General features: G+C 72.8%; 23 protein-coding genes. 15 read left to right on the top strand and 8 right to left on the bottom strand.

What is annotated here, in order from left to right; genetic code table 11:
- Positions 1–84: 84 nt before the first annotated feature.
- Positions 85–1,560: an NCS2 family permease gene (locus tag ACZZ9K_RS09910; protein WP_027466783.1), complete on the bottom strand. Its 1,476-nt coding sequence runs from the start codon at positions 1,558–1,560 to the stop codon at positions 85–87.
- Positions 1,561–1,717: 157 nt separating this feature from the next.
- Between ACZZ9K_RS09910 and folE the strand changes: the two genes are divergently transcribed.
- The 5 genes from folE to ACZZ9K_RS09885 all read left to right on the top strand — a co-directional run bounded on the left by folE (position 1,718) and on the right by ACZZ9K_RS09885 (position 5,754).
- Complete coding sequence (folE, locus tag ACZZ9K_RS09905) at positions 1,718–2,329, top strand: GTP cyclohydrolase I (RefSeq protein ID WP_463444750.1); 612 nt, start codon at positions 1,718–1,720, stop codon at positions 2,327–2,329.
- The gene (folP, locus tag ACZZ9K_RS09900; RefSeq protein WP_463443952.1) at positions 2,326–3,306 is read left to right on the top strand and encodes a dihydropteroate synthase; all 981 of its coding nucleotides are present in this window, start codon (positions 2,326–2,328) and stop codon (positions 3,304–3,306) included. The genes folE and folP overlap by 4 nt, the downstream gene beginning before the upstream one ends.
- Positions 3,303–4,052, top strand: a complete 750-nt coding sequence (locus ACZZ9K_RS09895) for a pyrimidine reductase family protein (protein ID WP_463443951.1) — start codon at positions 3,303–3,305, stop codon at positions 4,050–4,052. The genes folP and ACZZ9K_RS09895 overlap by 4 nt, the downstream gene beginning before the upstream one ends.
- Positions 4,053–4,108: 56 nt before the next feature.
- Entirely contained in the window at positions 4,109–4,762 is a 654-nt protein-coding gene (locus tag ACZZ9K_RS09890) for an HAD-IA family hydrolase (protein ID WP_463443950.1), read from the top strand.
- Positions 4,763–5,211: 449 nt separating this feature from the next.
- Entirely contained in the window at positions 5,212–5,754 is a 543-nt protein-coding gene (locus ACZZ9K_RS09885; RefSeq protein ID WP_071245566.1) for a type 1 glutamine amidotransferase domain-containing protein, read from the top strand.
- A 39-nt stretch (positions 5,755–5,793) separates the two neighbouring features.
- Here ACZZ9K_RS09885 and ACZZ9K_RS09880 read toward each other — a convergent pair whose 3' ends face one another.
- Positions 5,794–6,378, bottom strand: a complete 585-nt coding sequence (locus ACZZ9K_RS09880; protein WP_463443949.1) for a molybdenum cofactor biosysynthesis protein — start codon at positions 6,376–6,378, stop codon at positions 5,794–5,796.
- A gap of 89 nt (positions 6,379–6,467) precedes the next feature.
- Between ACZZ9K_RS09880 and ACZZ9K_RS09875 the strand changes: the two genes are divergently transcribed.
- From ACZZ9K_RS09875 to ACZZ9K_RS09860, 4 genes are read left to right on the top strand one after another with little or no spacing between them, the layout of a single operon-like run.
- A complete protein-coding gene (locus tag ACZZ9K_RS09875; RefSeq protein ID WP_463443948.1) occupies positions 6,468–8,060 on the top strand; it encodes an AlkA N-terminal domain-containing protein in 1,593 nt (530 codons plus the stop codon).
- Positions 8,057–8,569 carry a methylated-DNA--[protein]-cysteine S-methyltransferase gene (locus tag ACZZ9K_RS09870; RefSeq protein ID WP_463443947.1) on the top strand — a complete coding sequence of 171 codons (513 nt, stop codon included), beginning with the start codon at positions 8,057–8,059 and terminating at the stop codon, positions 8,567–8,569. Before ACZZ9K_RS09875 ends, ACZZ9K_RS09870 begins: the two co-directional genes overlap by 4 nt.
- Before the next feature lie 28 nt (positions 8,570–8,597).
- Positions 8,598–8,858, top strand: coding sequence for a type II toxin-antitoxin system prevent-host-death family antitoxin (locus tag ACZZ9K_RS09865; protein ID WP_071250100.1), 261 nt, complete (start codon positions 8,598–8,600; stop codon positions 8,856–8,858).
- Positions 8,855–9,115 carry a type II toxin-antitoxin system RelE family toxin gene (locus ACZZ9K_RS09860; protein WP_463443946.1) on the top strand — a complete coding sequence of 87 codons (261 nt, stop codon included), beginning with the start codon at positions 8,855–8,857 and terminating at the stop codon, positions 9,113–9,115. The genes ACZZ9K_RS09865 and ACZZ9K_RS09860 overlap by 4 nt, the downstream gene beginning before the upstream one ends.
- An 11-nt stretch (positions 9,116–9,126) precedes the next feature.
- Here ACZZ9K_RS09860 and ACZZ9K_RS09855 read toward each other — a convergent pair whose 3' ends face one another.
- Together ACZZ9K_RS09855 and ACZZ9K_RS09850 are read right to left on the bottom strand one after the other, a co-directional pair.
- Positions 9,127–9,720 (bottom strand): TetR/AcrR family transcriptional regulator, encoded by a 594-nt coding sequence (locus tag ACZZ9K_RS09855; protein WP_463443945.1) that lies wholly within the window; start codon positions 9,718–9,720, stop codon positions 9,127–9,129.
- A gap of 9 nt (positions 9,721–9,729) precedes the next feature.
- On the bottom strand, positions 9,730–10,296 hold the full coding sequence (locus tag ACZZ9K_RS09850; RefSeq protein WP_301600558.1) for a hypothetical protein: 567 nt from the start codon (positions 10,294–10,296) through the stop codon (positions 9,730–9,732).
- 776 nt (positions 10,297–11,072) lie between these two features.
- On the opposite strand from ACZZ9K_RS09850, the gene ACZZ9K_RS09845 reads away from it, so the two are divergent.
- The 3 genes from ACZZ9K_RS09845 (at position 11,073) to ACZZ9K_RS09835 (ending at position 13,911) form a co-directional block, all read left to right on the top strand.
- Complete coding sequence (locus ACZZ9K_RS09845) at positions 11,073–11,330, top strand: hypothetical protein (protein WP_463443944.1); 258 nt, start codon at positions 11,073–11,075, stop codon at positions 11,328–11,330.
- Positions 11,331–11,348: 18 nt separating this feature from the next.
- Complete coding sequence (locus ACZZ9K_RS09840) at positions 11,349–12,221, top strand: HAD family hydrolase (protein WP_110859458.1); 873 nt, start codon at positions 11,349–11,351, stop codon at positions 12,219–12,221.
- A gap of 214 nt (positions 12,222–12,435) precedes the next feature.
- Positions 12,436–13,911 carry an APC family permease gene (locus ACZZ9K_RS09835; RefSeq protein WP_463443943.1) on the top strand — a complete coding sequence of 492 codons (1,476 nt, stop codon included), beginning with the start codon at positions 12,436–12,438 and terminating at the stop codon, positions 13,909–13,911.
- A gap of 136 nt (positions 13,912–14,047) precedes the next feature.
- On the opposite strand, the gene ACZZ9K_RS09830 is transcribed toward ACZZ9K_RS09835, so the two are convergent.
- Entirely contained in the window at positions 14,048–14,773 is a 726-nt protein-coding gene (locus ACZZ9K_RS09830; protein WP_463443942.1) for a LysE/ArgO family amino acid transporter, read from the bottom strand.
- Between the two features lie 69 nt (positions 14,774–14,842).
- Here ACZZ9K_RS09830 and ACZZ9K_RS09825 point away from each other — a divergent pair, with 69 nt between their 5' ends.
- Positions 14,843–15,757 carry a LysR family transcriptional regulator ArgP gene (locus ACZZ9K_RS09825; protein WP_463443941.1) on the top strand — a complete coding sequence of 305 codons (915 nt, stop codon included), beginning with the start codon at positions 14,843–14,845 and terminating at the stop codon, positions 15,755–15,757.
- On the opposite strand, the gene ACZZ9K_RS09820 is transcribed toward ACZZ9K_RS09825, so the two are convergent.
- Together ACZZ9K_RS09820 and ACZZ9K_RS09815 are read right to left on the bottom strand one after the other, a co-directional pair.
- Complete coding sequence (locus ACZZ9K_RS09820) at positions 15,748–16,527, bottom strand: Fpg/Nei family DNA glycosylase (protein WP_110859462.1); 780 nt, start codon at positions 16,525–16,527, stop codon at positions 15,748–15,750. The two genes, ACZZ9K_RS09825 and ACZZ9K_RS09820, sit on opposite strands and share 10 nt — an antisense overlap.
- A 92-nt stretch (positions 16,528–16,619) precedes the next feature.
- On the bottom strand, positions 16,620–21,401 hold the full coding sequence (locus ACZZ9K_RS09815; protein ID WP_463443940.1) for an Lhr family ATP-dependent helicase: 4,782 nt from the start codon (positions 21,399–21,401) through the stop codon (positions 16,620–16,622).
- Positions 21,402–21,561: 160 nt separating this feature from the next.
- Here ACZZ9K_RS09815 and ACZZ9K_RS09810 point away from each other — a divergent pair, with 160 nt between their 5' ends.
- On the top strand, positions 21,562–22,236 hold the full coding sequence (locus ACZZ9K_RS09810) for a PadR family transcriptional regulator (RefSeq protein WP_463443939.1): 675 nt from the start codon (positions 21,562–21,564) through the stop codon (positions 22,234–22,236).
- A 71-nt stretch (positions 22,237–22,307) separates the two neighbouring features.
- On the opposite strand, the gene ACZZ9K_RS09805 is transcribed toward ACZZ9K_RS09810, so the two are convergent.
- Positions 22,308–22,928, bottom strand: a complete 621-nt coding sequence (locus tag ACZZ9K_RS09805) for an alpha/beta hydrolase (protein ID WP_138802074.1) — start codon at positions 22,926–22,928, stop codon at positions 22,308–22,310.
- A 73-nt stretch (positions 22,929–23,001) separates the two neighbouring features.
- Here ACZZ9K_RS09805 and ACZZ9K_RS09800 point away from each other — a divergent pair, with 73 nt between their 5' ends.
- Complete coding sequence (locus ACZZ9K_RS09800; protein WP_027466763.1) at positions 23,002–23,544, top strand: NUDIX hydrolase family protein; 543 nt, start codon at positions 23,002–23,004, stop codon at positions 23,542–23,544.
- Positions 23,545–23,643: the final 99 nt, after the last annotated feature.

Genomic DNA, 23,643 nt, shown 5'->3' with positions numbered 1-23,643 from the left:
CCAGAAACGTCGAGACGCCGCCGGAATCGGCGGCGTCTCGATGACACGACGGCGTCTTGTGACAGGCCCCGCCCGGCCAACGCCTCAGCCGACGCCGAGCAGCGCCTCCAGCGGCCCCCGCGCGAAGTACAGCAGGAAGCCCGCGGCGACGACGTAGAGCAGCCACGAGACCTCACGGCCACGGCCGGACAGCAGCTTGATGAGCACCCAGCTGATGAAGCCGGCGCCGATGCCGTTCGCGATCGAGTAGGTCAGCGGCATGACGACGATCGTCAGGAACGCCGGCAGGGCCGATCCGAAGTCCGACCACGAGATGTCCGCGACCTGCGCGACCATGAGCGCACCGACGACGACGAGCCCGGCGGCGGCGACCTCGAGCGGGACGACCTGGGTGAGCGGCGTGAGGAACATCGACGCCAGGAACAGCAGGCCGGTGACGACCGAGGCCATGCCCGTGCGGGCGCCCTCGCCGATGCCGGAGGCCGAGTCGATGAAGACGGTGTTCGACGACACCGACGCGCCACCACCGGCGATCGCGCCGACGCCCTCGACGACGAGCGCCGACTTCAGGCGGGGGAACGTGCCGTCGGGCTTCGCGACACCGGCGGCCTTGGCGAGACCGGTCATGGTGCCCATGGCGTCGAAGAAGTTCGTGAAGACCAGGGTGAAGACGAGCATCGACGCGGCGAGCGGGCCGATGCGGGTGAAGGCACCGAAGACGTCGGCGTGGCCGACGAGCGACAGGTCCGGCACGGCGAACAGTGCGCTCGGCAGGCCGGGGGCGTTGAGGTTCCAGCCGGTCTTCGAGTCGACCGAGGTCGGCACCTGGAAGATCGCCTGCAGGATGATCGCGATGATCGTGGTCGCGACGATGCCGATGAGCAGCGCTCCCTTGACCCGGCGGGCCATGAGCGTGCCGATGATGATCAGGCCGATCAGGAACACGATGGTCGGCAGGGCGCCGACGGAGCCGTCCTCGCCGAGCTGCAGCGGCGGCGACGCGAGCCCGGAGGACCGAACGAAGCCGGAGTCGACGAGGCCGATGAACGCGATGAACAGGCCGATGCCGACCGTGATCGCGGCCTTGAGCTGCGCCGGGACGGCGGTGAAGATCATCGTCCGGATGCCGGTCAACGCGAGGATCACGATGATCACACCGTTGATGACGACCAGGCCCATCGCCTCGGCCCAGGTGACCTGGTGCACGACGCTGACGGCGAGGAACGAGTTGATCCCGAGCCCCGCGGCGATGCCGAACGGCAGGTTCGCGATGATGCCCATCGCGATGGTCATGACGCCGGCGACGAGGCCGGTCGCCGCGGCCACCTGAGCGTTCTCGAGCCATCCGCCGCTGACGTCCTTGGCGGCCTGGTCGGCGCTGAACCCGCCGAGGATGAGGGGGTTCAGGATGACGATGTACGCCATCGTCACGAACGAGACGAGGCCACCGCGGACCTCGCGGGGGATCGACGATCCGCGTTGCGTGATGGAGAAGAATCGATCGAGGCCGGTCGCGAAGCGGTTCCGGGGCGTGGTGTCGGTCTGCGGGGCGCTCACCACGAGAGTTTAAAGGACGCTGGGTTTCGGGCGTGTCACACCGGTCTCACAGGTTGTGACAGCCGGGAGGCCCGTTCCACGCGGATCGCGCACCTCGCGCTGGGCGTCTGCCCGCGTTCTCCGGCCATGGCTGGTGTTGGATGAGCGGGTGACGTCACCCATGGACCGCGTCCGTGTCGAGGCCGCCGTCCGCGAGCTGCTGCTCGCCATCGGCGAGGATCCCGACCGCCCGGAACTCACCCGCACCCCCGCCCGTGTCGCCGACTCGTACGCCGAGTTCTTCTCCGGGATCGGCACCGACGCGGTCGCCATCGCCCGGGACGGCACCGTGCACGCCGAGGACGGTGAGCGCGGTCGGCTCGTCATCGTCCGCGACGTGAAGTTCCGTTCCGTCTGCGAGCACCACCTGCTGCCGTTCCTCGGGGTCGCACACCTGGCGTACGCGCCGGGTGACCGCCTCATCGGGCTCGGCACGCTGGCACGGGTGCTCGACGCGGTGGCCTCTCGCCCGCAGCTGCAGGAGCGGCTCGGCGAACAGGTCGCCGCGACGATCGCCGAGGGGCTCGGCGCCGAGGGCGTCCTGGTGGTCCTCGACGCGCAGCACCAGTGCGTCACGACGCGTGGGGAGCGCCAGACCGGGTCGACGACCGTGACGGTGGCGGCGACCGGTTCGCTGGCCGACACCGCTGGACGGGCCGAGGCGATCGCGCTCATCGGCGCGGGGCGTGGGACCGACGCCGGGCCCGACGCGGGTGCCGGGGCGGACGCATGACGGGCCTCCCCGACGGCACGGCCGGTACGCCGCTGGCGCGTCGCGCCGGAACCGGCGTCGTGGGCCCACAGACCGAGGCGGCCGGACCCGGCTGGGTCGTGCCCGACCTGCGTCACCCGGTCCGGACGTTCGGCCGCCGCACCATCGACTTCGACCACCGCATCGCCGTGATGGCGATCGTGAACCGGACCCCCGACTCGTTCCACGACCGCGGCGCCACCTTCGAGCTCGACCGGGCCGTCGCCGCCTCGGTGCGCGCCGCCGAGCAGGGCGCCGACTGGGTCGACATCGGCGGCGTGAAGTTCGCCCCCGGTCCGGAGCTGCCCGCCTCCGACGAGATCGACCGCGTCGTGCCCGTCGTCGAGCAGCTCGCCCAGCAGTCCGACGTCGTCATCAGCGTCGACACCTTCCGTCCCGAGGTCGCCGCGGCGGCGATCGCAGCCGGCGCGACCGTCGTCAACGACACCACCGGCCTGTCCGACCCGCGGATGGCCGCCGTGGTCGCCGACTCCGACGCCACCGTCGTCATCACGCACTCGCTCGCCGAACCCCGACAGCCCCTGCCGGCACCGCCGCAGTACGGCGACATCGTGGGCGAGGTCGTCGCGTTCCTGCGCGAACGGGTCGACCGGGCGCTCGCCGCGGGCATCCCCGAGTCGCGGATCATCGTCGACCCGGGCCACGACCTGCACAAGAACACCGTGCACACCCTCGAGCTCACCCGTCGACTGCCCGAGGTCGTCGCGCTCGGCTACCCGGTCCTCGCCGCGGTGTCCAACAAGGACTTCGTGGGGGAGTCGCTCGGCCGCCCCCGCGGTGAGCGGCTCTCCGGATCGCTCGCCGTGGCGACCGTGAGCGCGATGCTCGGCGCCCGGATCGTCCGCATGCACGACGTCGCCGAGAGCGTCGACGCGATGCGCATGGTCGAGGCCACGCTCGGATGGCGCACCCCCGTGGAATCGAGGCACAACACGTGAACGTCCTGCCCCCGTCGATCGCGGACCTGTCCGACGACGACCTGCTCGAGCTCTACACCGCCGACGCCGGGGATCCCTGGCTCCGCGTGAACTTCGTCGCGACGCTGGACGGTTCGGCCTCGGCCGCCGGGGTGTCCGGGTCGCTCGGCGGTGACGACGACCTGCGCGTCTTCGACCTGCTCCGGCGGGTGGCCGACGTCGTGCTCGTCGCCGCCGGCACCGTCCGCGACGAGGGCTACGGGCCGATGGTCCTGCACGACACCGACGTCGTCTGGCGGCGGGCCCACGGCAAGCCGGACCACCCCGTGTTCGCCATCGTCACCGGGTCGCTGTCGCTCGACCCCGGGTCTCGGGTGTTCACCGAGGCACCGGTGCGGCCGATCGTCCTGACGTCGGCGACCGCGGCTGCGTCGTCGAAGGCCCGGGCGCTCGCCGAGGTCGCGGACGTCGTGGCGTGCAGCGCGGACGACGACCCGGACTCGGTGGACGCCGGACGGATCCGTGGGCTGTTGGCGGGCCGTGGCCTCGGGACGATCCACTGCGAGGGCGGGCCGTCGTTCCTCGGGGCACTCATCGCCGCGGACGCCGTCGACGAGCTGACCCTGACGATCGACCCGTCGCTCGAGGGCGGGGCGGGGCCGCGCATCGCCCGGGGGTCGTCGCCGGAGCTCCGGCGGATGCGACCGGCGCACGTGCTGCTCGGCGCCGGCGGCGTGCTGCTCACCCGGTACGTCCGGGCGCGCTGACCCCGCCCGCGCGGCCGCCGGGGGCACGCTGACACCCGTGGGCTAGGGTCGGGCGCGTGATCGACATCGTGGCGTCCGGGGTCCTCTTCGACATGGACGGGACCCTCGTCGACTCGACCGCGGTGGTCGAGGCGACCTGGACCCGGTTCGGGAACGCGAACGGCATCGACCCCGACGAAATCCTCGCGTTCTCGCACGGACGGCAGGCGATCGACACCCTGCGGCGCTTCCTGCCCGACCTGCCCCTGGCCGAGCAGCAGCGGATCGCGGCGGAGCTCGTGGCCGAGGAGACCGCGAGCACCGAGGGCATCCTCGAGATCCCCGGAGCCGTCGCCTTCGTGCAGCGACTCGTCGAACTCGGTGTCCCGGTGGCCCTCGTGACGAGCGCCCCGCGTGACCTCGCCGCGGGCCGGATGGCGGCCGCCGGGTTCGCCGTGCCCGAGGCGTTCGTGCCCTCTGAGGACGTCGCGCACGGCAAGCCCCACCCCGACGGCTACCTGCGCGGAGCTGCCCTGCTCGGCGTCGACCCGACCGACTGCGTGGCGTTCGAGGACGCCCCCGCCGGACTCGAGTCCGCCATCGCCTCCGGCGCGACCACGGTCGTCGTCGGTCCCCTCGAGCACCCGGTGACGGCCGGCCTGCACCGGGTCCACGGGTACGACGGCCTGACCGTCGAGCGCGACGGCGACGCCTTCCGCATCCGCGGCTGAGCGCGGCGCCCGTCCTGCCCGGCGCGTCGGCCCGCCGGCTGGTCAGGACGCCCCGCCCGGCCTTCGCTGGGTGGTCAGGAACTGTCGGCTGCGTCGCCGCCAGGCGACGCTTCGTGACCGTCTGGCGGACGTGAGCGGGGGGGGGGGGGGCGACCGGCCGGGTGGCGGCCTGGAGGCCCGTGGCGGGCCGGCACCGTGCCTCCAGGCCGACTGTGGGCGCGTCCACGGCGCCTCGCCCGCGGTCAGGACGCCCCGCCCGGCCTGCGCCCAGTGGTCAGGAACCGTCGGCTGCGCCGCCGCCGGCCGACGCTTCGCGACCGCTCGGCGGACGTGAGCGGGGTGTTGCGACCGGCCGACCGCCCCCCGAGCCGCCCCTGCACGCCTGCCCAGCCGACGCCGACGACCCTCGGGTGTGCGGCCGGAACGACCGGGCCGCGGAAGGAGCGATCATGGCAACCCTCGACGGCAAGAAGATCCTCGTCATCACGACGAACTACGGCGTGGAGCAGGACGAGATCGTCGTCCCCACCGAACAGCTGCGGGAGCGCGGTGCCTCGGTGACCGTGGCGGCGAAGGAGACCGGCACGATCCAGACGCTGGTCGGCGACAAGGACCCGGGGCAGACGCTCGAGCCGGACACCACCATCGCCGGTGTCGACGCGAAGGACTTCGACGCCCTCGTGATCCCCGGCGGCACCATCAACGCCGACACGCTGCGCCAGGAGTCCCGCGCCGCGACGCTCGTGCAGGCCTTCGCCGAGGCGAGCAAGCCGGTCGCGGCGATCTGCCACGGTCCGTGGACCCTCGTCGAGGCGGGCGTGCTGTCGGGCAAGACCGTCACGTCCTTCCCGTCGCTGCAGACCGACCTGCGCAACGCCGGAGCCGAGTGGGTCGACCAGGAGGTCCAGGTCGACGGCGGCTTCATCACCTCCCGCACCCCGGACGACCTGCCGGCGTTCGTCGACGCGATCGAGAGCGCCCTCACCGCCTGAGCACTGCGCCGACGAGCGTCTCGCCGCTCGGCGACCGCGTCAGCCGAGCGCCACGGGGCGGGCCGTGCGGAGCACCGCGGGTCCGAGGGTGAGCACACCGTCGGACTCCGGGTCGCACCGCACGCCGCCCCGGCCCCGCATCGCCCGGAACGCCCCGGGGGCCACCTCGTGGTCCATCCAGGCGCAGGGGTTCGCCGCGCGGAAGCCACGGAACCGGACCGGGCCGCCACCGGTGTTCGGTGTCACGCTCTCCAGCGAGAACGGCTCGCCCCGAAGTGCCTCGACGTCGGCGCCCCGCAGGAACACGTTCCGCCGGGTCGCAGCGGGGTCGACGGTGGCACCGATGGCGTGACCGACGGCTTCGAGCCCCTCCAGGCCGATCACCGTGACCGAGGCGTGCACGTGCGCCCGGGCCGCGAAGTACCGGTCGCCGACGATGCCCAGCCCGGACCGGAGCTCGATCCGGTCGCGTGACTCGTCCGGATCGTCCGCGGACACCGGCAGCGCGCCGTCGACCGGGCGCCCCTCGTACCGGTGCCGCGGCGAGACGAGCAGCAGCGCGACCTCGACCTCGGTCCGGAACGGTAGGTCGTCGAGACCGGCCACGTCGTCTGCGGAAGTCACGCGGCCAACGCTAGCCGGGCCTCCCGGCCGTGCGCTGCTCCGTCCGATTCCCGCCAGTCGACGTCGGCGGCGCATGTCAGGCTGAGCCCATGACCAGCCCGGACACCGACGCGCAGCCCGACGCGCTGCACGCCGAACGGCACCGCGCCGTCGCCTCGCGCGACGCGCGCTTCGACGGCCAGTTCGTCACCGCCGTGCACTCCACCGGCATCTACTGCCGGCCCAGCTGCCCGGCCCGCACGCCGAGGGTCTCGGGCGTCACCTTCTACCGCACGAGCGCCGCAGCGCACCTGGCCGGCTTCCGCGCCTGCAAGCGCTGCCTGCCGGAGGCGACCCCCGGCAGCCCCGAGTGGGACCTGCGCGAGGACGTCGCCGGTCGGGCGATGCGGCTCGTCCTCGACGGCGTCGTCGAGCGCGACGGCGTCCCCGGGCTCGCCGCGCGCGTGGGCTACTCGGAGCGGCAGCTCAACCGCATCATGACGGCCGAGCTGGGCGCCGGGCCGAAGGCGCTCAGCCGGGCGCACCGGGCGCAGACCGCGCGGACCCTGCTGACCTCGTCCGACCTGCCCGTCGCGGACGTCGCGTTCGCCGCGGGGTTCGCCAGCGTCCGACAGTTCAACGACACCGTTCGCGAGGTCTTCGCCGTCACCCCGACCGAGCTCCGCGCACGCCGGTCCGGGGGAGTCGACGGTGCCACGGACGGCGGCGACGGCGCACTCCGCGTCCACCTGCCGGCCCGGGCACCCTTCGACGCGCAGGGCCTGCTCGACTGGCACGCGCTGCACGCCCTGCCGGGCACGGAGCAGGTGGACACCGACCCCGCCGGCCGCGTCACGTCGTACGGGCGGCTGGTCGACCTGCCGGGAGGCCCGGGCTGGTTCACCGCGTTGGCCGCCGTCCCCGACGTGGCCGGACGGGGCACCGGGATCGACCTGCGTGTGCGGGTCGCCGACCTCTCCGACCTGCCGGCCCTCGTGGCGCGTGTCCGGGCACTGTTCGACCTCGACGCCGACCCGGTCGCCGTCGACGCCGTCCTCGGGGGCGTGCCCGAGCTCGCCGGACCCGTCGCCCGGGTGCCCGGTCTCCGGCTCCCCGGCGCGGTGGACGCGCACGAGATCGTGTTCCGCACCCTGATCGGGCAGCAGGTCTCGGTGGCCGCGGCGCGCACCGCGCAGACCCGGCTCGTGGCCGCACTCGGAGCGACGGTGCCGGACGCCATCCGGCCCGGCGGGCTGCTGTTCCCGTCGGCGGCGGTGATCGCCGAACGCGGACACGAGGTCCTGCGTGGCCCGGCCGCCCGCGTCGACACGATCCTGCGGGTGGCCGCCGCGCTCGCCGGCGGGTCCCTGGTGGTGGACGGTGGGCAGTCCCTCGGCGACCTGCGCGACGGACTCCTCGCGGTGAAGGGCATCGGGCCGTGGACCGCCGACTACGTCGCGCTGCGGGTCCGGCACCACCCCGACATCTTCCTCCACAGCGACCTCGCCGTACGGAACGGTGCACAGGAACTCGGGCTGCCCGGAACGGCGCGCGAGCTCTCCCTATGGTCGGAGCAGGTGGCCCCCTGGCGGAGCTACCTCACGATGCACTGCTGGCGACCGATCATCGACCGCGCGATGACCGCGACCGCCGGCGCCCGTGCAGCCCGTGCCACCGAGGACCCCCGGAAGGACGACCGATGACCGACGCAACCATCCAGACCCTGGACACCCCCGACGGGCCGTTCACCGTGCTCGAAGACGCCGAGGGCAGGGTCCTCGCCTCCGGGTGGACCGACTCCGTCGAGCGGATCCTCGCCCGCTTGGCCGATCGCCACCGCCCCGACCGCGTGCTCGACGGCGTGGTCGCCTCGGCCGACGCCGTCGACGCCTTCTACTCGGGCGAGGTCGAGCACGCCATGCAGGTACCGGTCCGGCAGTTCGGCACCGAGCTCTTCACCGAGGGGTGGCGCCAGCTCCGCCGGATCCCCGCGGGCGGCACCCTGACCTACACCGGGTTCGCGGCGGCGATGGGCCGGCCCGACGCGGTGCGGGCGGCGGCGAGCGTGTGCGCCCGGAACGCCCCGGCGCTCTTCGTCCCGTGCCACCGGGTGTTGCGTTCGGACGGCACGCTCGGGGGCTTCGCGTGGGGGCTCAACGTCAAGCGGTCCCTGCTCGAACGGGAGTCGGTCGGCACCACGGCACTCGTCTGATTTGTACAAAACGCCCTAGAATGTACAGGTGAGCGAAGTGTCGATCTCCGAAGCCCGTGGCCGTCTGGCGTCGATCATCGACGATGCCCGACACGAACCCGTCTACCTGACCCGGCGCAACAAGCGCGTCGCCGCCGTGGTCGACGCGGCCGTCCTCGACCGGTTGCTCGAGGCGGCGGAGGACCTGGACGACCTGAAGGCGGTGGAAGAGGCCCGACTCGAGAACGAGCGCATCGGCGGCGAGAACGTCAAGTGGGAGGACCTCAGGCGCGAACTCGGTCTGGGATGACCTACGACATCGAGCTCGAACCGAGTGCGGGGCGTGCCATCCGCAAACTGCCGCCACATGCCCGACGACTCGTCGAAGGGGTTCTCGCGATCCTGGCTGACGAGCCGCGTCCACCCGCGGCTCGTCGACTCGTCAACAGCCCGGAATGGCGTGTCCGGGTCGGTGACTACCGCGTGATCTACCTGATCGACGATGGGCGGCTCGTGGTCGTCGTCGTGCGCGCCGGGCACCGGCGCGAGGTCTACCGAGGTCGCTGAGGCGTCAGCCGTCAGCCGATCGCGCCGCGCAGGCTGTCCACGTGCAGCTCGACGAGCGCCAGGACCCGCTCCGGCGCACGCGCCGTCGGGTCCCACGTGTGCTCGATCGCCAGCCCGTCGATCAGCGCGTGCAGCCGGTCCGCCTCGTCGGTCAGGTCGCGATCGGCACCGAAGCTGCCGTCCTCGCGCAGGATCTCCAGCGCCCGGGTGCACACCCGGCTGACCCCGTCGTTCAGGCGTCGGGCGCTCGCAGCCAGGCGTTCGTCGGTGCGCGCGAGCACGCCGAGCTGCACCTGCGCCAGGATCTCGGTCGTGCGCTCGGCGTCGAGCGGCAGCACCTGTGCGAGGACGTCCAGTGCGAGCGCACGACCCGTCGAACGCAGGGCGGCGAGCCGAGCGGTGACCCGTTCCTCGATGATCGTCAGGCAGTGCTCGCGCAGGGCGTCCTGCGTCGGGAACACGCGGCGGAGTGACGCCGGGGCGATGCCGGCCTCGTCCGCGACGTTCCGCACGGACAGTGCGCTGAGGCCGTCCCGCTCCAGGATCCGCAGGCAGGCCGCGGCCACCAGGGATCCCCGTTCCTCGAGGTCGACACGGCGCGGCACCGGGTCAGCCTACGGCCGGCTCGGCGCTCCGGCCGGGTCCGCGGCTGCGGTGGTGACTCGGCGCGGCCAGATCGTGTAACTGATCGCCCACAGCAGTTCGACGCCCAGGACCACCCCGAGCAGTGCGACCGTGCCCTGCAGTTCGTCCGTGCGCTCCGGGTCGCCGACGACGAGGACGAGTCCGCCGATGATCCCACCGGCGATCAGCACGGCGAGCCCGGTCCGCAGCACGTCGCCCCAGCACCGGGCCGTGTACCGCCGTCCACTCAGCCGTTCGGGTGCCGGACCGCCGGCGAACCGGTGCGTGAAGCGGACGTCCGCCCACGCGATCATCCGGTGCCCGTACGCGACCGAGAAGCCGATGTAGATCGCCGCGAGTCCGTGATGCCACGACGCGGTCCCACCGCCGAGCAGGTCGACCGTGACGACCGCGAGCAGCACGACGTCGATCACGGGTGCCGCGACGAGCATCGCCGCGCCCGTCCGCGGCCGTCGCAGCAGGTACCGGGTGGTCAGGCCGCCGAGGATCGCGACCCAGAAGGCGATCTCGCAGGCGACGATGGCGATGAGTGTCATGGTTCCCCGTTGCAGTGGCGGTGATCGTTTGAGTACAGGTGTACTCAAACAGCATGGCACGGCGACCACCACGGTGTCGAGCGACGGGGTTCTGCCCCTGGAAGCGGGGGGAGACACGGGCTCCCACGCCTGCGACACTCGGAGGACCGGTAATCCGCACGGTCCCCTCCGAGGCCCGACGCATCGCCGTCGACAGCTCGCAAAGGACCCCATGCTCCCTCCAGTCGACCGAACGGTCGTCTCCTCCGACGGCACCACCATCGCCGTCTCCGAGGCAGGGGACGGGCCGGCGGTCGTCGTCGTGGGCGGTGCCTTCGACCACCGGGGGACCCCGTACCTCGACCGCGTGGTCGCCGAGCTCGGCTCGACCCACCGCGTGGTGACCTACGACCGCCGTGGCCGTGGTGCCAGCGGTGACTCCGCGACGTGGGCGATCGAGCGCGAGGTCGACGACCTGCGCGCCGTCGTCGAGAGCATCGGCGCACCGACCACCGCCGTCGGCATCTGCGTCGGCGCCGGTGTCGTCCTGCACGGGCTCGCCACCGGACTGCCCGTCGACGGTGCCGTCCTGTGGGAACCGCCGTACCGCGCCTCGGTCGACCCGCACGCCGACGACGTCGTGTTCGCCGACCTGCTCGACGAACACGTCGGTGCCGGCCGCCGGGCCCAGGCCGTCCGCGGGTTCCTGACCCAGGTGCTCGGGGTCCCGATGGGCCAGGTCACGGCGCTGCGGCTCAAGGGGGTCGCTCTGGCGCTCCCTGGTCGTCGACGCCCACGTGCTCAGCCGCGAGGTCCGTGTGCTGAACGGCCTCGCCGTACCCGAACGGGTCGCTGCCGCCGTGGGTGTGCCCGTGCTCGTCGGCGCCGGTGGCGACGGACTCGAGTGGATGCGTCGTGCGGCCCGCGCCCTCGTCGACGCCGTGCCCGGTTCGGAGTACGCCGAGGTGCCCGGGCAGGGACACGTCCCCGCACCGGCGGCCCTCGGAGCCCTGATCGACCGTGTCCGGAGCCGGATCGTCTCGCCCAGCAGCTGACTGCGAGAGGATGGGCGGGTGAACGCACCCCGCCTCGGTCTCCTGCTCGACGTCGACGGGCCCATCGCCAGCCCGGTCTCCCGCACCATCGCGATCCCGAGCATCGTCGCGGACCTCGTCGCGCTCGCCGCCGAGGGCATCCCGATCGTCTTCAACACCGGGCGCAGCGACGCGTTCATCCGCTCCGAGGTCGTCGGCCCGCTGCTCGCCGGTGGCCTCGCCGAAGGTGGCCGGGTCCACGCCGTCTGCGAGAAGGGCGCCGTGTGGTGCTCGATCGGTCCGCAGTACGACGGCGGCATGGGTGAGCTGACGGTCGCCGAGGACCTCGCGCTGCCGCGGGACTACGCCGACGAGATGCGCGAGCTGGTCCGCGACGAGTACGCCGACCTGGTGTTCTTCGACGAGACGAAGCGCGCCATGGTGTCGATCGAGCAGCGCGTCGAGGTGCCGAACGCCACCTACCTGGCCCGCCAGCCGGAGTTCGACGCGAAGGCCATGGCAGCGCTCGAGCGTCGCGGGCTCGGTGTCCGCCGACTCGACGACGTCCGACCCGACGCCGACGGTGCCGTGCAGTGGCGCATCGACCCCACGATCATCTCGACCGACGTCGAGTCCGACCGCAGTGGCAAGGACCTGGGAGCCGAGCGCTCGCTCGAGCTCCTCGGGCAGGACGGCGAGCTCCCGGTCACCTGGCGCACCGTGGGGGACTCCCGCAGCGACTACGCCATGGCGGACTGGCTGCACGCCCACGGCCACGAGGTCGCGCACGTCGACGTCCGTCCCGCCGACGGGGTGCCGGCCACGCCGTACCCGGTGCTCACCGCCCCGGACGGCGTGATCCACGACGAGGCCGGAGCCCGGTTCCTGGCGGACTGGCGCGCCGGCCGCTGACGCGAGCACAACCGCACCCCGCAACCGCACCCCCCGGCGCGATCGCGGCCCTGGACGCACCCGTCGGCCGACCGTACGGTGCGTGCCGGACCGGTGGCCGGGCCTCCTGGCCGTCGCCGGACCCGGCCACCGTCCGGGCGGACGCTTTGCGTGACACAGTGGTACACCAGTACCCTTCCGAGGTCCGCCGCCAGCCGATGACGGGATCCACCCCATGGCAACGAAGCTCCGCATCAAGTCGATCGAGGCCTCCCTGGCCGACTCCGAGGAGCAGGGCAGGTCCCTGAAACGCTCCCTGAAGACGTTCGACATCGCCGCGATGGGGATCGCGGTCGCAGTCGGCGCCGGCATCTTCTCGGTCGGCGCGAACGCCGCCGCGAACTTCGCCGGGCCCGGCGTCATCATCTCCTTCCTGCTCGCCGCCGTCACCTGCGGCCTGGCGATCATGTGCTACGCCGAGTTCGCGTCGACGATCCCCGTCGCCGGCTCCGCGTACACGTTCACCTACGCCACGATGGGCGAACTGCTCGCCTGGATCGTGGGCTGGGACCTCATCCTCGAGACCCTCACGGCCAGTGCCGTGATCGCGAAGTACTGGGGCATCTACCTCAGCACCGCGTTCGACGTCTTCGGCATCACCCTGCCGAGCACGATCCAGCTCGGCCCGATCCCCTTCACCTGGGGGCCGGTGCTCATCGTCGGGATCTTCACGGTGCTCCTCGCCTTCGGCACCCGCCTGTCGTCGCGGGTGTCGGCGGTCATCACCGTCATCAAGGTCGCGATCGTCGTGTTCGTCATCGTCGCCGGTGCGTTCTTCGTCAAGGCCGCGAACTTCACGCCGTTCATCCCGCCGGCCGAGCCCGCCAAGGGCGCCGAGGGCAGCGTCTGGACCCAGTCGCTCGTGTCCTGGTTCACCGGTGCCGAGCCCGCCCAGTACGGCGTCTTCGGCCTGCTCGCCGCGGCGTCCCTGGTGTTCTTCGCCTTCATCGGCTTCGACGTCGTCGCCACCAGTGCCGAGGAGACCGAGAACCCCCAGAAGACCCTGCCCCGCGGCATCTTCATCGGGCTCGGCATCGTGACCCTGCTCTACGTCGGCGTCAGCATCGTCATCACCGGCATGGTCTCGTACCAGCGGCTGGCCGAGGAGAAGGCGCCGTCCCTGGCGTCGGCGTTCGACATCGTCGGGCTGCCGTGGGCCGCCGGCATCATCGCCATCGGCTCGCTGATCGGTCTGACCACCGTCGTCATGGTGCTGCTGCTCGGCCTGTCCCGCATCGTCTTCTCGATGAGCCGCGACGGCCTGCTGCCCCGCTGGTTCTCGAAGACCAACCCGAAGACGCAGACCCCGGTGCGCGTGCAGGTCGTCGCCGGTGTCGTCGTGGCGCTGCTGGCCGGGTTCACCGCGGTCGACAAGCTCGAGGGCATGATCAACATCGGCACGCTGTCGGCGTTCGTCCTGGTGTCGATCGGCATCGTCGTGCTGCGTCGGTCGCGGCCCGACGCCCCGCGGGCCTTCCGGGTGCCGTGGGCGCCGGTGCTGCCGATCATCTCGGCGGTGCTGTGCTTCTGGCTGATGCTGAACCTCGAGGTCGAGACCTGGCTCCGGTTCGTCGTCTGGCTGGTCATCGGCTTCGTCATCTACTTCGGCTACAGCCGTCGCCACAGCCGCGTCGGCCAGCGCATGCAGTAGGGCGGTTCCGCAAGACACCGGTGTTCGCACGTTGCACACCCGCACAACGCGGTTCGACGAGTGGACACCGGTGTTTTGCAGCCCGCCGGTCCGCGCGCCGCGCCGCCGGTCCGCGCGCCGCGCCGCCGCCGCTCCGCTACGCGCCGACGAGCAGCAGCACGCCGAACGCGAGCATCACGACGGCGACCAGCCCGTCGAACACCCGCCAGGTCAGCGGCTTCTCGAACAGCGGCCGCAGCAGGCGTCCGCCGAACCCGAGCGCACCGAACCACAGGCAGCTCGCCGTGACGGCACCGATCGTCCAGAGCCACCGGTCGTCCGCGCCCTGCTGGTTCGCCACCGACCCGAGGAACACCAGCGTGTCCAGGTAGACGTGCGGGTTCGCCCACGTGAAGACGAGCATGGTCAGCACCGCCGTCCGCATGGTCACCACCTGGCCGGGAGGCGCGGTGCGCGTCCGCCCCGCCGCCACGGTCGTGCCGGTGGTCGCGTCGACCCCCGTGCCCGCGCCGGCGCCCACCACTCCGTCGTCGCCCGCCTCGTCGGCCACGCGCATCGCGTCCCCCGAGGGCCGCAGCGCACGCCGCGCCGCGAGCACCCCGTACGTGAGCAGGAACGCGGCACCGACGAACCGGACCACCAGCAGCGCCACGGGGAACCGTTCGACCACGGCGCCGACCCCGAGCACCCCGGCGATGATGAGCAGCGCATCCGAAGCGGCGCACACCACGACGGCAGCGGCCACCACCCGGACCCCGGCGCTCACGGCGAGGCGCAACAGGTAGGTGTTCTGCACACCGATCGCGACGATCAGTGCGAGGCCGGTGCCGAGGCCGGAGAGCAGGGGCAGGAACGTGGTCACGGTCCGACGCTAGGGCCGGGCAGCGGTGTAGTACAGCTCAGGTTCCTGCAGCGCCGTAAGCTCAACTGCATGACCCGGTTCCAGCGCGAGCACCTCGAGACGCTGCTCGCTGCCGTCGACCACGGCACGCTCGACGCGGCGGCCCGCGCGCTGGCGATCACCCCGTCGGCGGTCTCGCAGCGGATCAAGTCCATGGAGCAGCAGGTCGGTCGGGTCCTGCTCCAGCGAACCACCCCGGTGCGCCCGACCGCGGACGGCGCAGTGGTGCTCCGGCACGCACGGCAGGTCCGGCTGCTCGACGAGGAGACCTCCCGAGCACTCGGCGGCGGCTCCTCCGTGGTGCCGTCGATCCCGCTGGCCGTGAACGCCGACTCGCTCGGCACCTGGTTCCTCGACGCCCTCGCCCTCGTCCGGGCCGACACCGAGGTGGTCTTCGACCTGCACCGCGAGGACCAGGACCGCACCGCCGAACTGCTCCGCGCCGGCACGGTGATGGGTGCCGTGACGGCCGAGGCGGATCCGGTCCAGGGCTGCTCGTCGGTGCCGCTCGGCATCGACCGGTACCGGGCGGTGGCGTCCCCCCCGTTCGTCGCCCGCTACCTCGGCGACACCGGCACCGAGCGGCGGATGCTCCGGCGGCTCGACGAGGTGCCGCTCGTCGACTACGACCGCGACGACGACCTGCAGCAGGGGTACCTGCGGCAGGTCCTCGGCCACGCTCCCGGAGGCCCGCGCCACTTCGTCCCGACCTCCGCCGACTTCGCCCGTGCGGTCACGCTCGGGTTCGGATGGGGGCTGCTGCCCGAGGCGCAGTGCCTCGAGGCGATCGACCGCGGTGTCCTGGTCGAGCTGGCCCCGGGCCGGCACGCGGACGTGGCGCTGTGGTGGCAGCGCTGGAACCTGGCGTCACCGCTCCTCGAACGGGTCACCGACGCCGTCCGTGCGACCGCCTCGTCGCGCCTGCACCCCGCGCGTCAGGTCTGACAGCGCGGACACCAGTAGGTGTCGCGAAGGGTGAGTTCCGAGTCGCCGAGTTCGCCGTGCCGGATCGGGGTCCCGCACCGCAGGCACGGCTTGCCGGCGCGACCGTAGACCCAGAAGCGTCGCCCCGGGCGGTCGACGCCGGTGGTGACGCGGGCACTGCGGTCGCGGTTCGCCAGGATCAGTCGGCTCGCGAGCGTGATCGTCCGCGCCGGGTCCGGCACCTGCCCGACCGGACGCGTGGGCAGCACACCGCGCAGGAAGCAGAGTTCGTTCCGGTACACGTTGCCGAGCCCGGCGAGCACCCGCTGGTCGAGCAGTGCCAACCCGACCGGGCGCTCGGGGTCCTCGGTCAGGTTGGCGAGCGCCAGGTCGGCGTCCCAGTCCGGGCCGAGCAGATCGGGCCCCAGGTGTCCGACGACCTCGGACTCCTGGTCGCGCGGCACGACCTCGAGCACCCCGAGTGCGAAGCCGACGGTGGAGACCCCCTCGGCGTCCAGGATCGCCCGGGCCTGGTGCGCAGGGCGTCGCCATCGGTCACCGGGCGCGTAGACGTCCCACCGGCCCTCCATCTTCAGGTGCGAGTGCACGGTCAGGTCGCCGATGCGGTGCAGCAGGTGCTTGCCGCGGGGGACGACCTCGTCGACGGTGCGGCCGACCAGGTCGAGCGTCGCGAACGCGGGGACCCGGAAGTCGCTCTTCGTCAGGACCTTGCCCGCCAGTGCGGTGTGCAGGCGGCGGGCAGCCCGGTAGACGGTGTCGCCTTCAGGCACGGGTCGCCTCCGACGGGTGCGCGCGCCCCGTCCGGACGGCACGGGTCACCTCCGGCACGTGGTCGCTGCACTGCCGGGAGGCGCAGGTCGCCTCACACACGGAGTCGCAGGCCCTGCGGGGTGGCCGTGAACCCCGCGGCCCGGAGTGCGCCGCCGAGCGGCGTCTCGAGCACGAAGTCCCCGTCGACCCGCTCGACCGAGAGCTTCCGCAGCCCGGTCCGGACGATGCCGGCGATGGAGGCGGCGGCAGCAGCGAGGTCGGCGGCGTCGTCGGTGAAGGTCAGCACCGACTTGCCGCCGCGCTCCACGTACACGGTGAGCTTGCCGTCGACGGTCGTCACCAGTGCACCCGCCTTCCGGCCCGGGCGGTGGCCCCGCGTGGTCTTCGCGGCGCTCGCAGCGCCGCTCGCAACACCGTTCGCGGCGGTGCTCGCCACGCCGGCGACCTCGGCGTCGTCGGCCGCGACACCGTGGTCTGCGTCGCCCGTCGGCCACGGCAGCGAGGCCCCGAACGGATTCGCCGGGTCGGTCGCTGCGAGCGTGAGCGCCTCGCGCTTCCGGTCCGGATCGTCGCGCTCGTCGTCGCCGAGTTCGCGGGCGTAGGTGCGCAGCCGGTCGACGGTCGGGCCGGTGGCGAACTGTGCGGCACCGAGCCCCTCGACGAAGTACCCGCGACGAGCCCGGCCGGACTCCTCGAACCGCGAGAGCACCCGGTACACCCCGGCGAAACCACCCCTGACGCCCTCGACCTGGACGGCACCGCGGGTGACGACGCCGTAGCGTTCGAGCAGCTGTTCGGCGGTCGCGGCGGCCCGCACGGTCGAGTCGGACTCGGCCAGCGGCAGGAGTGACCAGCGTCCCCCGACGGACGGCGGCCCGGACTGCGTCGGCATCGTCGGACGCCGACGGCCGCGGTAGGCCCGAGCCCGCGGAGCACTCGAGCTCTTCGCCTTGCCGCCGAGCATCGAGCGCAGCGGGGCGAACGTGTCGTTCGTGATCTGCCCGGCCCAGACCAGGTCCCACAGCGCGGTGGTGAGCGCCTGGTCGTCGCTGCTGCCCACGGCTTGGCCCAGCTGCCGGAAGAAGTACGCGCCACCGCCGGCCAGGGCGCCGAGCACGTCCCGCTGCAGCTCGGTCGTCTCGTCCCCGGAGGGCTCGGCGAGTGTCGTCGCCGCGGTGTCGGCCAGGTGCAGGCGCACCCAGCCGTCGTTGCCGGGCAGGGTGCCCCCGCCGGACCACAGGACCTCGCCGGTGGCGGTGAGTTCGTCGAGCATGCTCGTCGAGTAGTCCGTGACGCGCGACGGCAGCACCAGGGTCTCCCAGGCGCTGGCGGGCAGGGCGACCCCGGCGAGCTGGTCGATCACCTGCAGGACGCCGTCGACGCCACGGAGCCCGCCGCGGGTCCCGGGGGTCTGCACGTGCTGCCACGCGGGCAGGAACCGGGCGAGGGTGTCCGGCGAGACCGGTTCGACCTCGTGCCGCAGGGCTGCCAGGGACTTCGTGCGGATCCGTCGCAGGACCTCGGCGTCGCACCACTCGGCACCCTGACGATCGGGGCGGAACTCGCCCTCCACCACCCGGCGGTCGGCGACGAGTCGGCGCAGGGTGTCCTGCACGACGGCGATGCCCAGCCCGAGGCGACCGGCGGCCTCCTGCGCGGAGAACGGCCCGTGCGACCGGGCGTAGCGGCCGATCAGGTCGCCGAGGGGGTCGGCCACGGGCTCGACGAACGCCGTGGGCACACCGATCGGAAGCGGGACCCCGAGGGCGTCGCGCAGGCGGGCGGCGTCCTCGATCACGGCCCAGCGGGTCGCGCCGGCGTGCGAGAACGGGAGCACCCGGCGGTCCCGCTCCAACACCTGGAGCGTGCTCCGCAGCTCGGCGGTGGCCGCTGGACGGTCGGCGGTGTCGGCGAGCCAGCTCCGGTCGACCGCTTCGTCGAGGTCGAGCGCGCCGACGAGCCGCAGCACGTCCACGAGTCCTTCGGCGTCACGGGCACGGCGGTCCGGCGACAGCCGCTGCAGGTCGCGCTCCACCGAGGTGATGACCGCCGGGTCGAGCAGCTCGCGCAGCTCCGCGCGTCCGAGCAGTTCGCCGAGCAACGTCGAGTCGAGCGACAGGGCCGCTGCCCGGCGTTCGGCGAGCGGGGTGTCACCCTCGTACATGAAGGCCGCGACGTACCCGAACAGGATCGACCGGGCGAACGGCGACGGCTGCTCGGTCTCCGTCTCGACCAGGCGGATCCGGCGTCCGGCGATGTCGTCGGCGATCCCGAGCAGCGCGGGCACGTCGTAGACGTCCTGCAGCACCTCGCGCACGGTCTCGAGCACGATCGGGAACGTCGGGTACTTCTGCGCGACCTCGAGCAGCTGCGAGGCCCGCTGCCGCTGCTGCCAGAGCGGCGACCGCTGCCCGGGGTTCCGTCGGGGCAGCAGCAGGGCGCGCGCGGCGCACTCGCGGAACCGCGCGGCGAACAGCGCCGAGCCGCCGACCTCGTCGGTGACCAGGGCCTCGAGGTCGTCGCGCTCGAACACGAACAGGTCGGCACCCGGTGGCTCGGCGTCGGTCTCCGGGATGCGGACGACGATGCCGTCGTCGGCCGCCATCGCGTCGCCGTCGATGCCGTGCCGTTCGCGCAAGCGTGCGGCGACGGCCAGGGCCCACGGCGCGTGCACCTGCATGCCGTAGGGCGAGTGCAGGATGAGCCGCCAGTCCCCGAGCTCGTCGCGGAACCGCTCGATGACGAGCGTGGTGTCGTTCGGCACGTGACCGGTGGCCGCGCGCTGGTCGCGCAGGAAGGTCAGCAGGTTGGTGATCGCGCGCTCGTCCAGTCCGCCGGCGGCGACGCGGGCGCGGGCGTCGTCGTCCGAGGCGCCCTCGACCTCGCGCACGAACGCACCGGTCGCCCGGCCGAGCTCGGCGGGCCGGCCGATGCCGTCGCCCTTCCAGAACGGCACGCGTCCGGGCTGCCCGAACGCCGGGCTCACGACGACGCGGTCGTGGGTGATCTCCTCGATCCGCCAGCTCGTCGCGCCGAGGGCGAAGACGTCGCCCACGCGCGACTCGTAGACCATCTCCTCGTCGAGCTCGCCGACGCGGGACGCCTTCTCGCCGACCATGAAGACGCCGAACATCCCGCGGTCGGGGATCGTCCCGCCGCTCGTCACCGCGAGTCGCTGCGCACCGGGGCGCCCGGTCAGGGTGCCGTGCACGCGGTCCCAGACCAGCCGTGGCCGGAGCTCGGCGAACTCGTCGCTCGGGTACCGGCCCGTGACCAGGTCGAGCGTCGCCTCGAAGGCCGACCGGGGCAGGCCGCTGAACGGGGCGCTCCGCCGCACGAGCTCGAACCAGTGCTCGACGTCGAGGGTGTCGATCGCCCCGGCGGCCACGGTGTGCTGCGCCAGGACGTCGAGCGGGTTCGCCGGCACCGAGATCGACTCGATCTGACCCGTGACCATCCGCTCGACCGTGACCGCGCTGTTGACCAGGTCGGCCCGGTGCTTCGGGAACAGCACGCCGCGGGAGATCTCACCCACCTGGTGGCCGGCGCGACCGACGCGCTGCAGGCCGCTCGCGACCGACGGCGGCGCCTCGACCTGGACGACCAGGTCGACCTCGCCCATGTCGATGCCGAGCTCGAGTGAACTCGTCGCGACGACGCACCGCAGCCGACCGGACTTCAGGTCGTCCTCGATGATCGCGCGCTGGTCCTTCGACACCGAGCCGTGGTGTGCGCGGGCGAGCACCGGGACCGAGGCGTCCGAGCCCCCGCCACCCGTCTGCCCGGACCCGCCGATCAGCTGCGCCGGCGGTCGCTTGGCCCCCTGGGGTGCGACGGCGTGCGCCGAGGTGCGGGCCGGTGACTGCGGTCGGCCCCGCGCCGCGGGGAGCCCGTCGTCGTCCGGGGACGCCCCAGCCGGCACCAGCACGCCGTCACCGGCGGCGGCGAGCACGCGTTCCTCGTGGATCTCGTTGAGCCGGGCCGTGAGCCGTTCGGCCAGCCGCCGCGAGTTCGCGAACACGATGGTCGAGCGGTGTTCCTCGATCAGGTCGACGACACGTTCTTCGACGTGCGGCCAGATCGACCCGTTCGTCGGTGACTCGGACGCGTCCGCGCCGACCGGCGGCGCCCCGAGCTCGGTCATGTCGTCGACGGGCACGACGACCCGCAGGTCGAAGGTCTTCTGCGCGGGCGGCGCGATGATCGTCACCGGTGCACGGCCGCCGAGGAACCGCGCGACCTCTTCCGGCGGGCGGACGGTCGCGGACAGCCCGATGCGCTGCACCGGCTTGTCGAGCAGGTCGTCGAGGCGCTCGAGCGACACGGCCAGGTGCGCGCCGCGCTTGGTCGAGGCGACCGCGTGGACCTCGTCCACGATGACCGTGTCGACGTTCACCAGGGTCTCGCGCGCCTGCGAGGTGAGCATCAGGTAGAGCGACTCTGGCGTGGTGATGAGGATGTCCGGCGGTTGGCGCAGGAGCTTCTGGCGGTCGGACGACGGGGTGTCACCGCTGCGCACCCCGACCGTGACGTCCGGCGGTCCGGTGCCGAGGCGCCGAGCGGTCTGGGTGATGCCGACGAGCGGGCTCCGCAGGTTGCGCTCGACGTCGACGCCGAGGGCCTTGAGCGGCGAGACGTAGAGCACCCGCGTGCGCTGCTTCGCCGGCGGGCGGTCCGTCGCGCTGATGAGCCGGTCGATCGACCACAGGAACGACGCCAGGGTCTTGCCGGAGCCGGTCGGGGCGATCACGAGTGCGTGCTGCCCGGTCGAGATGGCGTCCCACGCCCCGGCCTGTGCCGGTGTCGGTGCGTCGAAGGCGCCGCGGAACCACTCGGTGGTCGCGGGGGAGAAGCGCTCGAAGACGTCCGTCATGGTCCGTCCCATCCTGCCCGCCACCACCGACAGCAGGCCGAGCACACGTACCCCTTGACAGGACGATAGTTAGCGATCTATCGTAAACACATCGCGATACGACGAAGACGATCAGGTCAGACCGGTCGCGAGCCGACTCAGCACGATGAAAGGACTCCTCATGCGCCCCTGGTATGACGACGACAGCAACACGTCCCCCCGCGACCAGCGCGGGCTCGGTCCGCGCGGCCCCCGCTTCGGCGGCGCGCGGCAGCACCACGGTGCCGGCTTCCCCGGCCGTGACCGCGGTGACCACGACCACGGCGGCCGCGGCTTCGGTGGTCGCGGGTTCGGACCCGGCTTCGGCCCGGGCATGGGCTTCGGCCCCGGTTTCGGCGGGCCCGGCTTCGGCCGCGAACGCCGTCGCCGCGGTGACGTCCGTCTCGCGATCCTCGGTCTGCTGGCCGAGGGCCCGCAGAACGGGTACGCCGTGATCAAGACCATCGCCGAGCGCACCGGCGGCGCCTGGAAGCCGAGCCCCGGCTCGGTCTACCCGACGCTCCAGCAGCTCGTCGACGAAGACCTCGTGGTCTCGTCGGGCGACGGCCGCAAGACGCTCTTCGAGCTCACCGACGCCGGCAAGGCCGAGACCGAGGCCAAGGCCGACGAGATCGCTGCGGCACTCGACGGGGCCCCGGGCATCCCGGACGCCCAGCGCGAGTTCTTCGAGGCGCTGCGGAAGACCATGGGCGTCCTGCAGATGTACCGCAGCACCGCGACCGAGGAACAGGCCAAGGCCGCCACGGCCAAGGTGGACCAGCTCCGCAAGGACCTGCTCCAGATCCTCGCCGACTGACGGACGTCACCCATGACGGACAGGAGGCCCGGTGCCAGCTGGCACCGGGCCTCCTGTCCGTCGTCGTGCGCCTACACCGCGTCGACGAAGGCCGCCACGTCCGCCAGCTCCGCCGTCGACACGGCGTGCGGCAGGCCCGCGTAGGAACGGTCGGTCACGTCGGTGTGCGCTGCGGCCCACGCCTGCGTCCGGGCGGTCGCCTCGGGTGGGATCACCGGGTCGAGGTCACCGTGCCCCAGGAACACCCGCGGCCGCACGGCCGACACGGCCTCGTCGCGCGAGTCCGTGACGCCCGGCACGACGAACCCCGACAGGGACACCGCGAACGCGAACGCCGCGGGCCGGGCGCGCAGGAGCTGGAGTGCCATCGAGCCGCCCTGCGAGAACCCGAGCAGCCCGATCCGCGGGTGGTCGGCGGCGACGGAGTCGATCCAGTCGAGCACCTCGGCGGTCGTGGCGTCCACCGCCTCGGGCGCTGGGGAGCCGGGCGTGCCGAGCGGGTACCAGCTGAAGCCGGACCCCCACGGCATCGGCGCGCGGAGCGACGCAACGGTCCACGCGGGCGGCAGCGCGGGGGCGAGCCCGAGCAGGTCGTGCTCGTTCGAGCCCACCCCGTGCATCGCCACGAGCAGGGGTGTGCCCCGCCGGTCCGAGGCACTCCGTGTCCACTGCACCAGGTCCGCATCGATCATGTGGACAACGCTAACCATCCCCAACTCCCGTGCCTTCCGCCGAACTCGCCGCCGTCCCTGGTAGACACGGTGCATGTCCTCGCTGCGCACCCCCGATCCCGACTCCGGCTGGCTGTCCGACGAGGAGCTCGCGAACGTCCGCCGTCGTCTGCCGATCTGCTACGTCGAGGCGGTCCCCGTCCGCACCGACGGTCTCGGCGTCGTGACCGAGGTCGGCGTGCTGCTGCGTGTCTCCCCGAGCGGTCTCATCGCCCGCACCCTGGTGTCCGGCCGCGTGATGTTCGGCGAGTCGATCCGCACCGCGCTGTTCCGCCACCTCGAGAAGGACCTCGGGCCGATGGCGTTCCCGCAGCTGCCCTCGAGCCCGACGCCGTTCACCGTGGCCGAGTACTTCCCGCTGCCCGGCGCCTCGGTGTACACCGACGAGCGGCAGCACGCGATCTCGCTGGCGTACGTCGTCCCCGTCACCGGCACGTGCGAGCCCCGGCAGGACGCCCTCGAGCTCACGTGGATGAGCCCGATGGAAGCTGCGTCCGACGCCGTCGCCGACGAGATGGAAGGCGGCCGCGGCGCACTGCTGCGGGCCGGCCTGGCATCGGTCGGCGCCCTGCACTAGCCCGACCGCGGCGTCCACGCCCGGCGCACGACGAAGTCCCCGCACGACGAAGCCCCCGGATCCGATCGGATCCGGGGGCTTCGCAGCGCGGTCGCGAAC

The organism is Curtobacterium sp. AC268, assembly GCF_979258745.1.
This window is presented reverse-complemented; position numbering and strand designations above follow the sequence as displayed.

What these genes read in the sequence shown, in the direction of transcription:
- ACZZ9K_RS09815 (WP_463443940.1), bottom strand. Translation starts at nt 21,401, where the DNA reads ATGACGGACGTCTTCGAGCGCTTCTCCCCCGCGACCACCGAGTGGTTC.
- ACZZ9K_RS09805 (WP_138802074.1), bottom strand. Translation starts at nt 22,928, where the DNA reads ATGATCGATGCGGACCTGGTGCAGTGGACACGGAGTGCCTCGGACCGG.
- ACZZ9K_RS09860 (WP_463443946.1), top strand. Translation starts at nt 8,855, where the DNA reads ATGACCTACGACATCGAGCTCGAACCGAGTGCGGGGCGTGCCATCCGC.
- folP (WP_463443952.1), top strand. Translation starts at nt 2,326, where the DNA reads ATGACGGGCCTCCCCGACGGCACGGCCGGTACGCCGCTGGCGCGTCGC.
- ACZZ9K_RS09800 (WP_027466763.1), top strand. Translation starts at nt 23,002, where the DNA reads ATGTCCTCGCTGCGCACCCCCGATCCCGACTCCGGCTGGCTGTCCGAC.
- ACZZ9K_RS09825 (WP_463443941.1), top strand. Translation starts at nt 14,843, where the DNA reads ATGACCCGGTTCCAGCGCGAGCACCTCGAGACGCTGCTCGCTGCCGTC.
- ACZZ9K_RS09835 (WP_463443943.1), top strand. Translation starts at nt 12,436, where the DNA reads ATGGCAACGAAGCTCCGCATCAAGTCGATCGAGGCCTCCCTGGCCGAC.
- folE (WP_463444750.1), top strand. Translation starts at nt 1,718, where the DNA reads ATGGACCGCGTCCGTGTCGAGGCCGCCGTCCGCGAGCTGCTGCTCGCC.
- ACZZ9K_RS09885 (WP_071245566.1), top strand. Translation starts at nt 5,212, where the DNA reads ATGGCAACCCTCGACGGCAAGAAGATCCTCGTCATCACGACGAACTAC.
- ACZZ9K_RS09810 (WP_463443939.1), top strand. Translation starts at nt 21,562, where the DNA reads ATGCGCCCCTGGTATGACGACGACAGCAACACGTCCCCCCGCGACCAG.
- ACZZ9K_RS09850 (WP_301600558.1), bottom strand. Translation starts at nt 10,296, where the DNA reads ATGACACTCATCGCCATCGTCGCCTGCGAGATCGCCTTCTGGGTCGCG.
- ACZZ9K_RS09875 (WP_463443948.1), top strand. Translation starts at nt 6,468, where the DNA reads ATGACCAGCCCGGACACCGACGCGCAGCCCGACGCGCTGCACGCCGAA.
- ACZZ9K_RS09870 (WP_463443947.1), top strand. Translation starts at nt 8,057, where the DNA reads ATGACCGACGCAACCATCCAGACCCTGGACACCCCCGACGGGCCGTTC.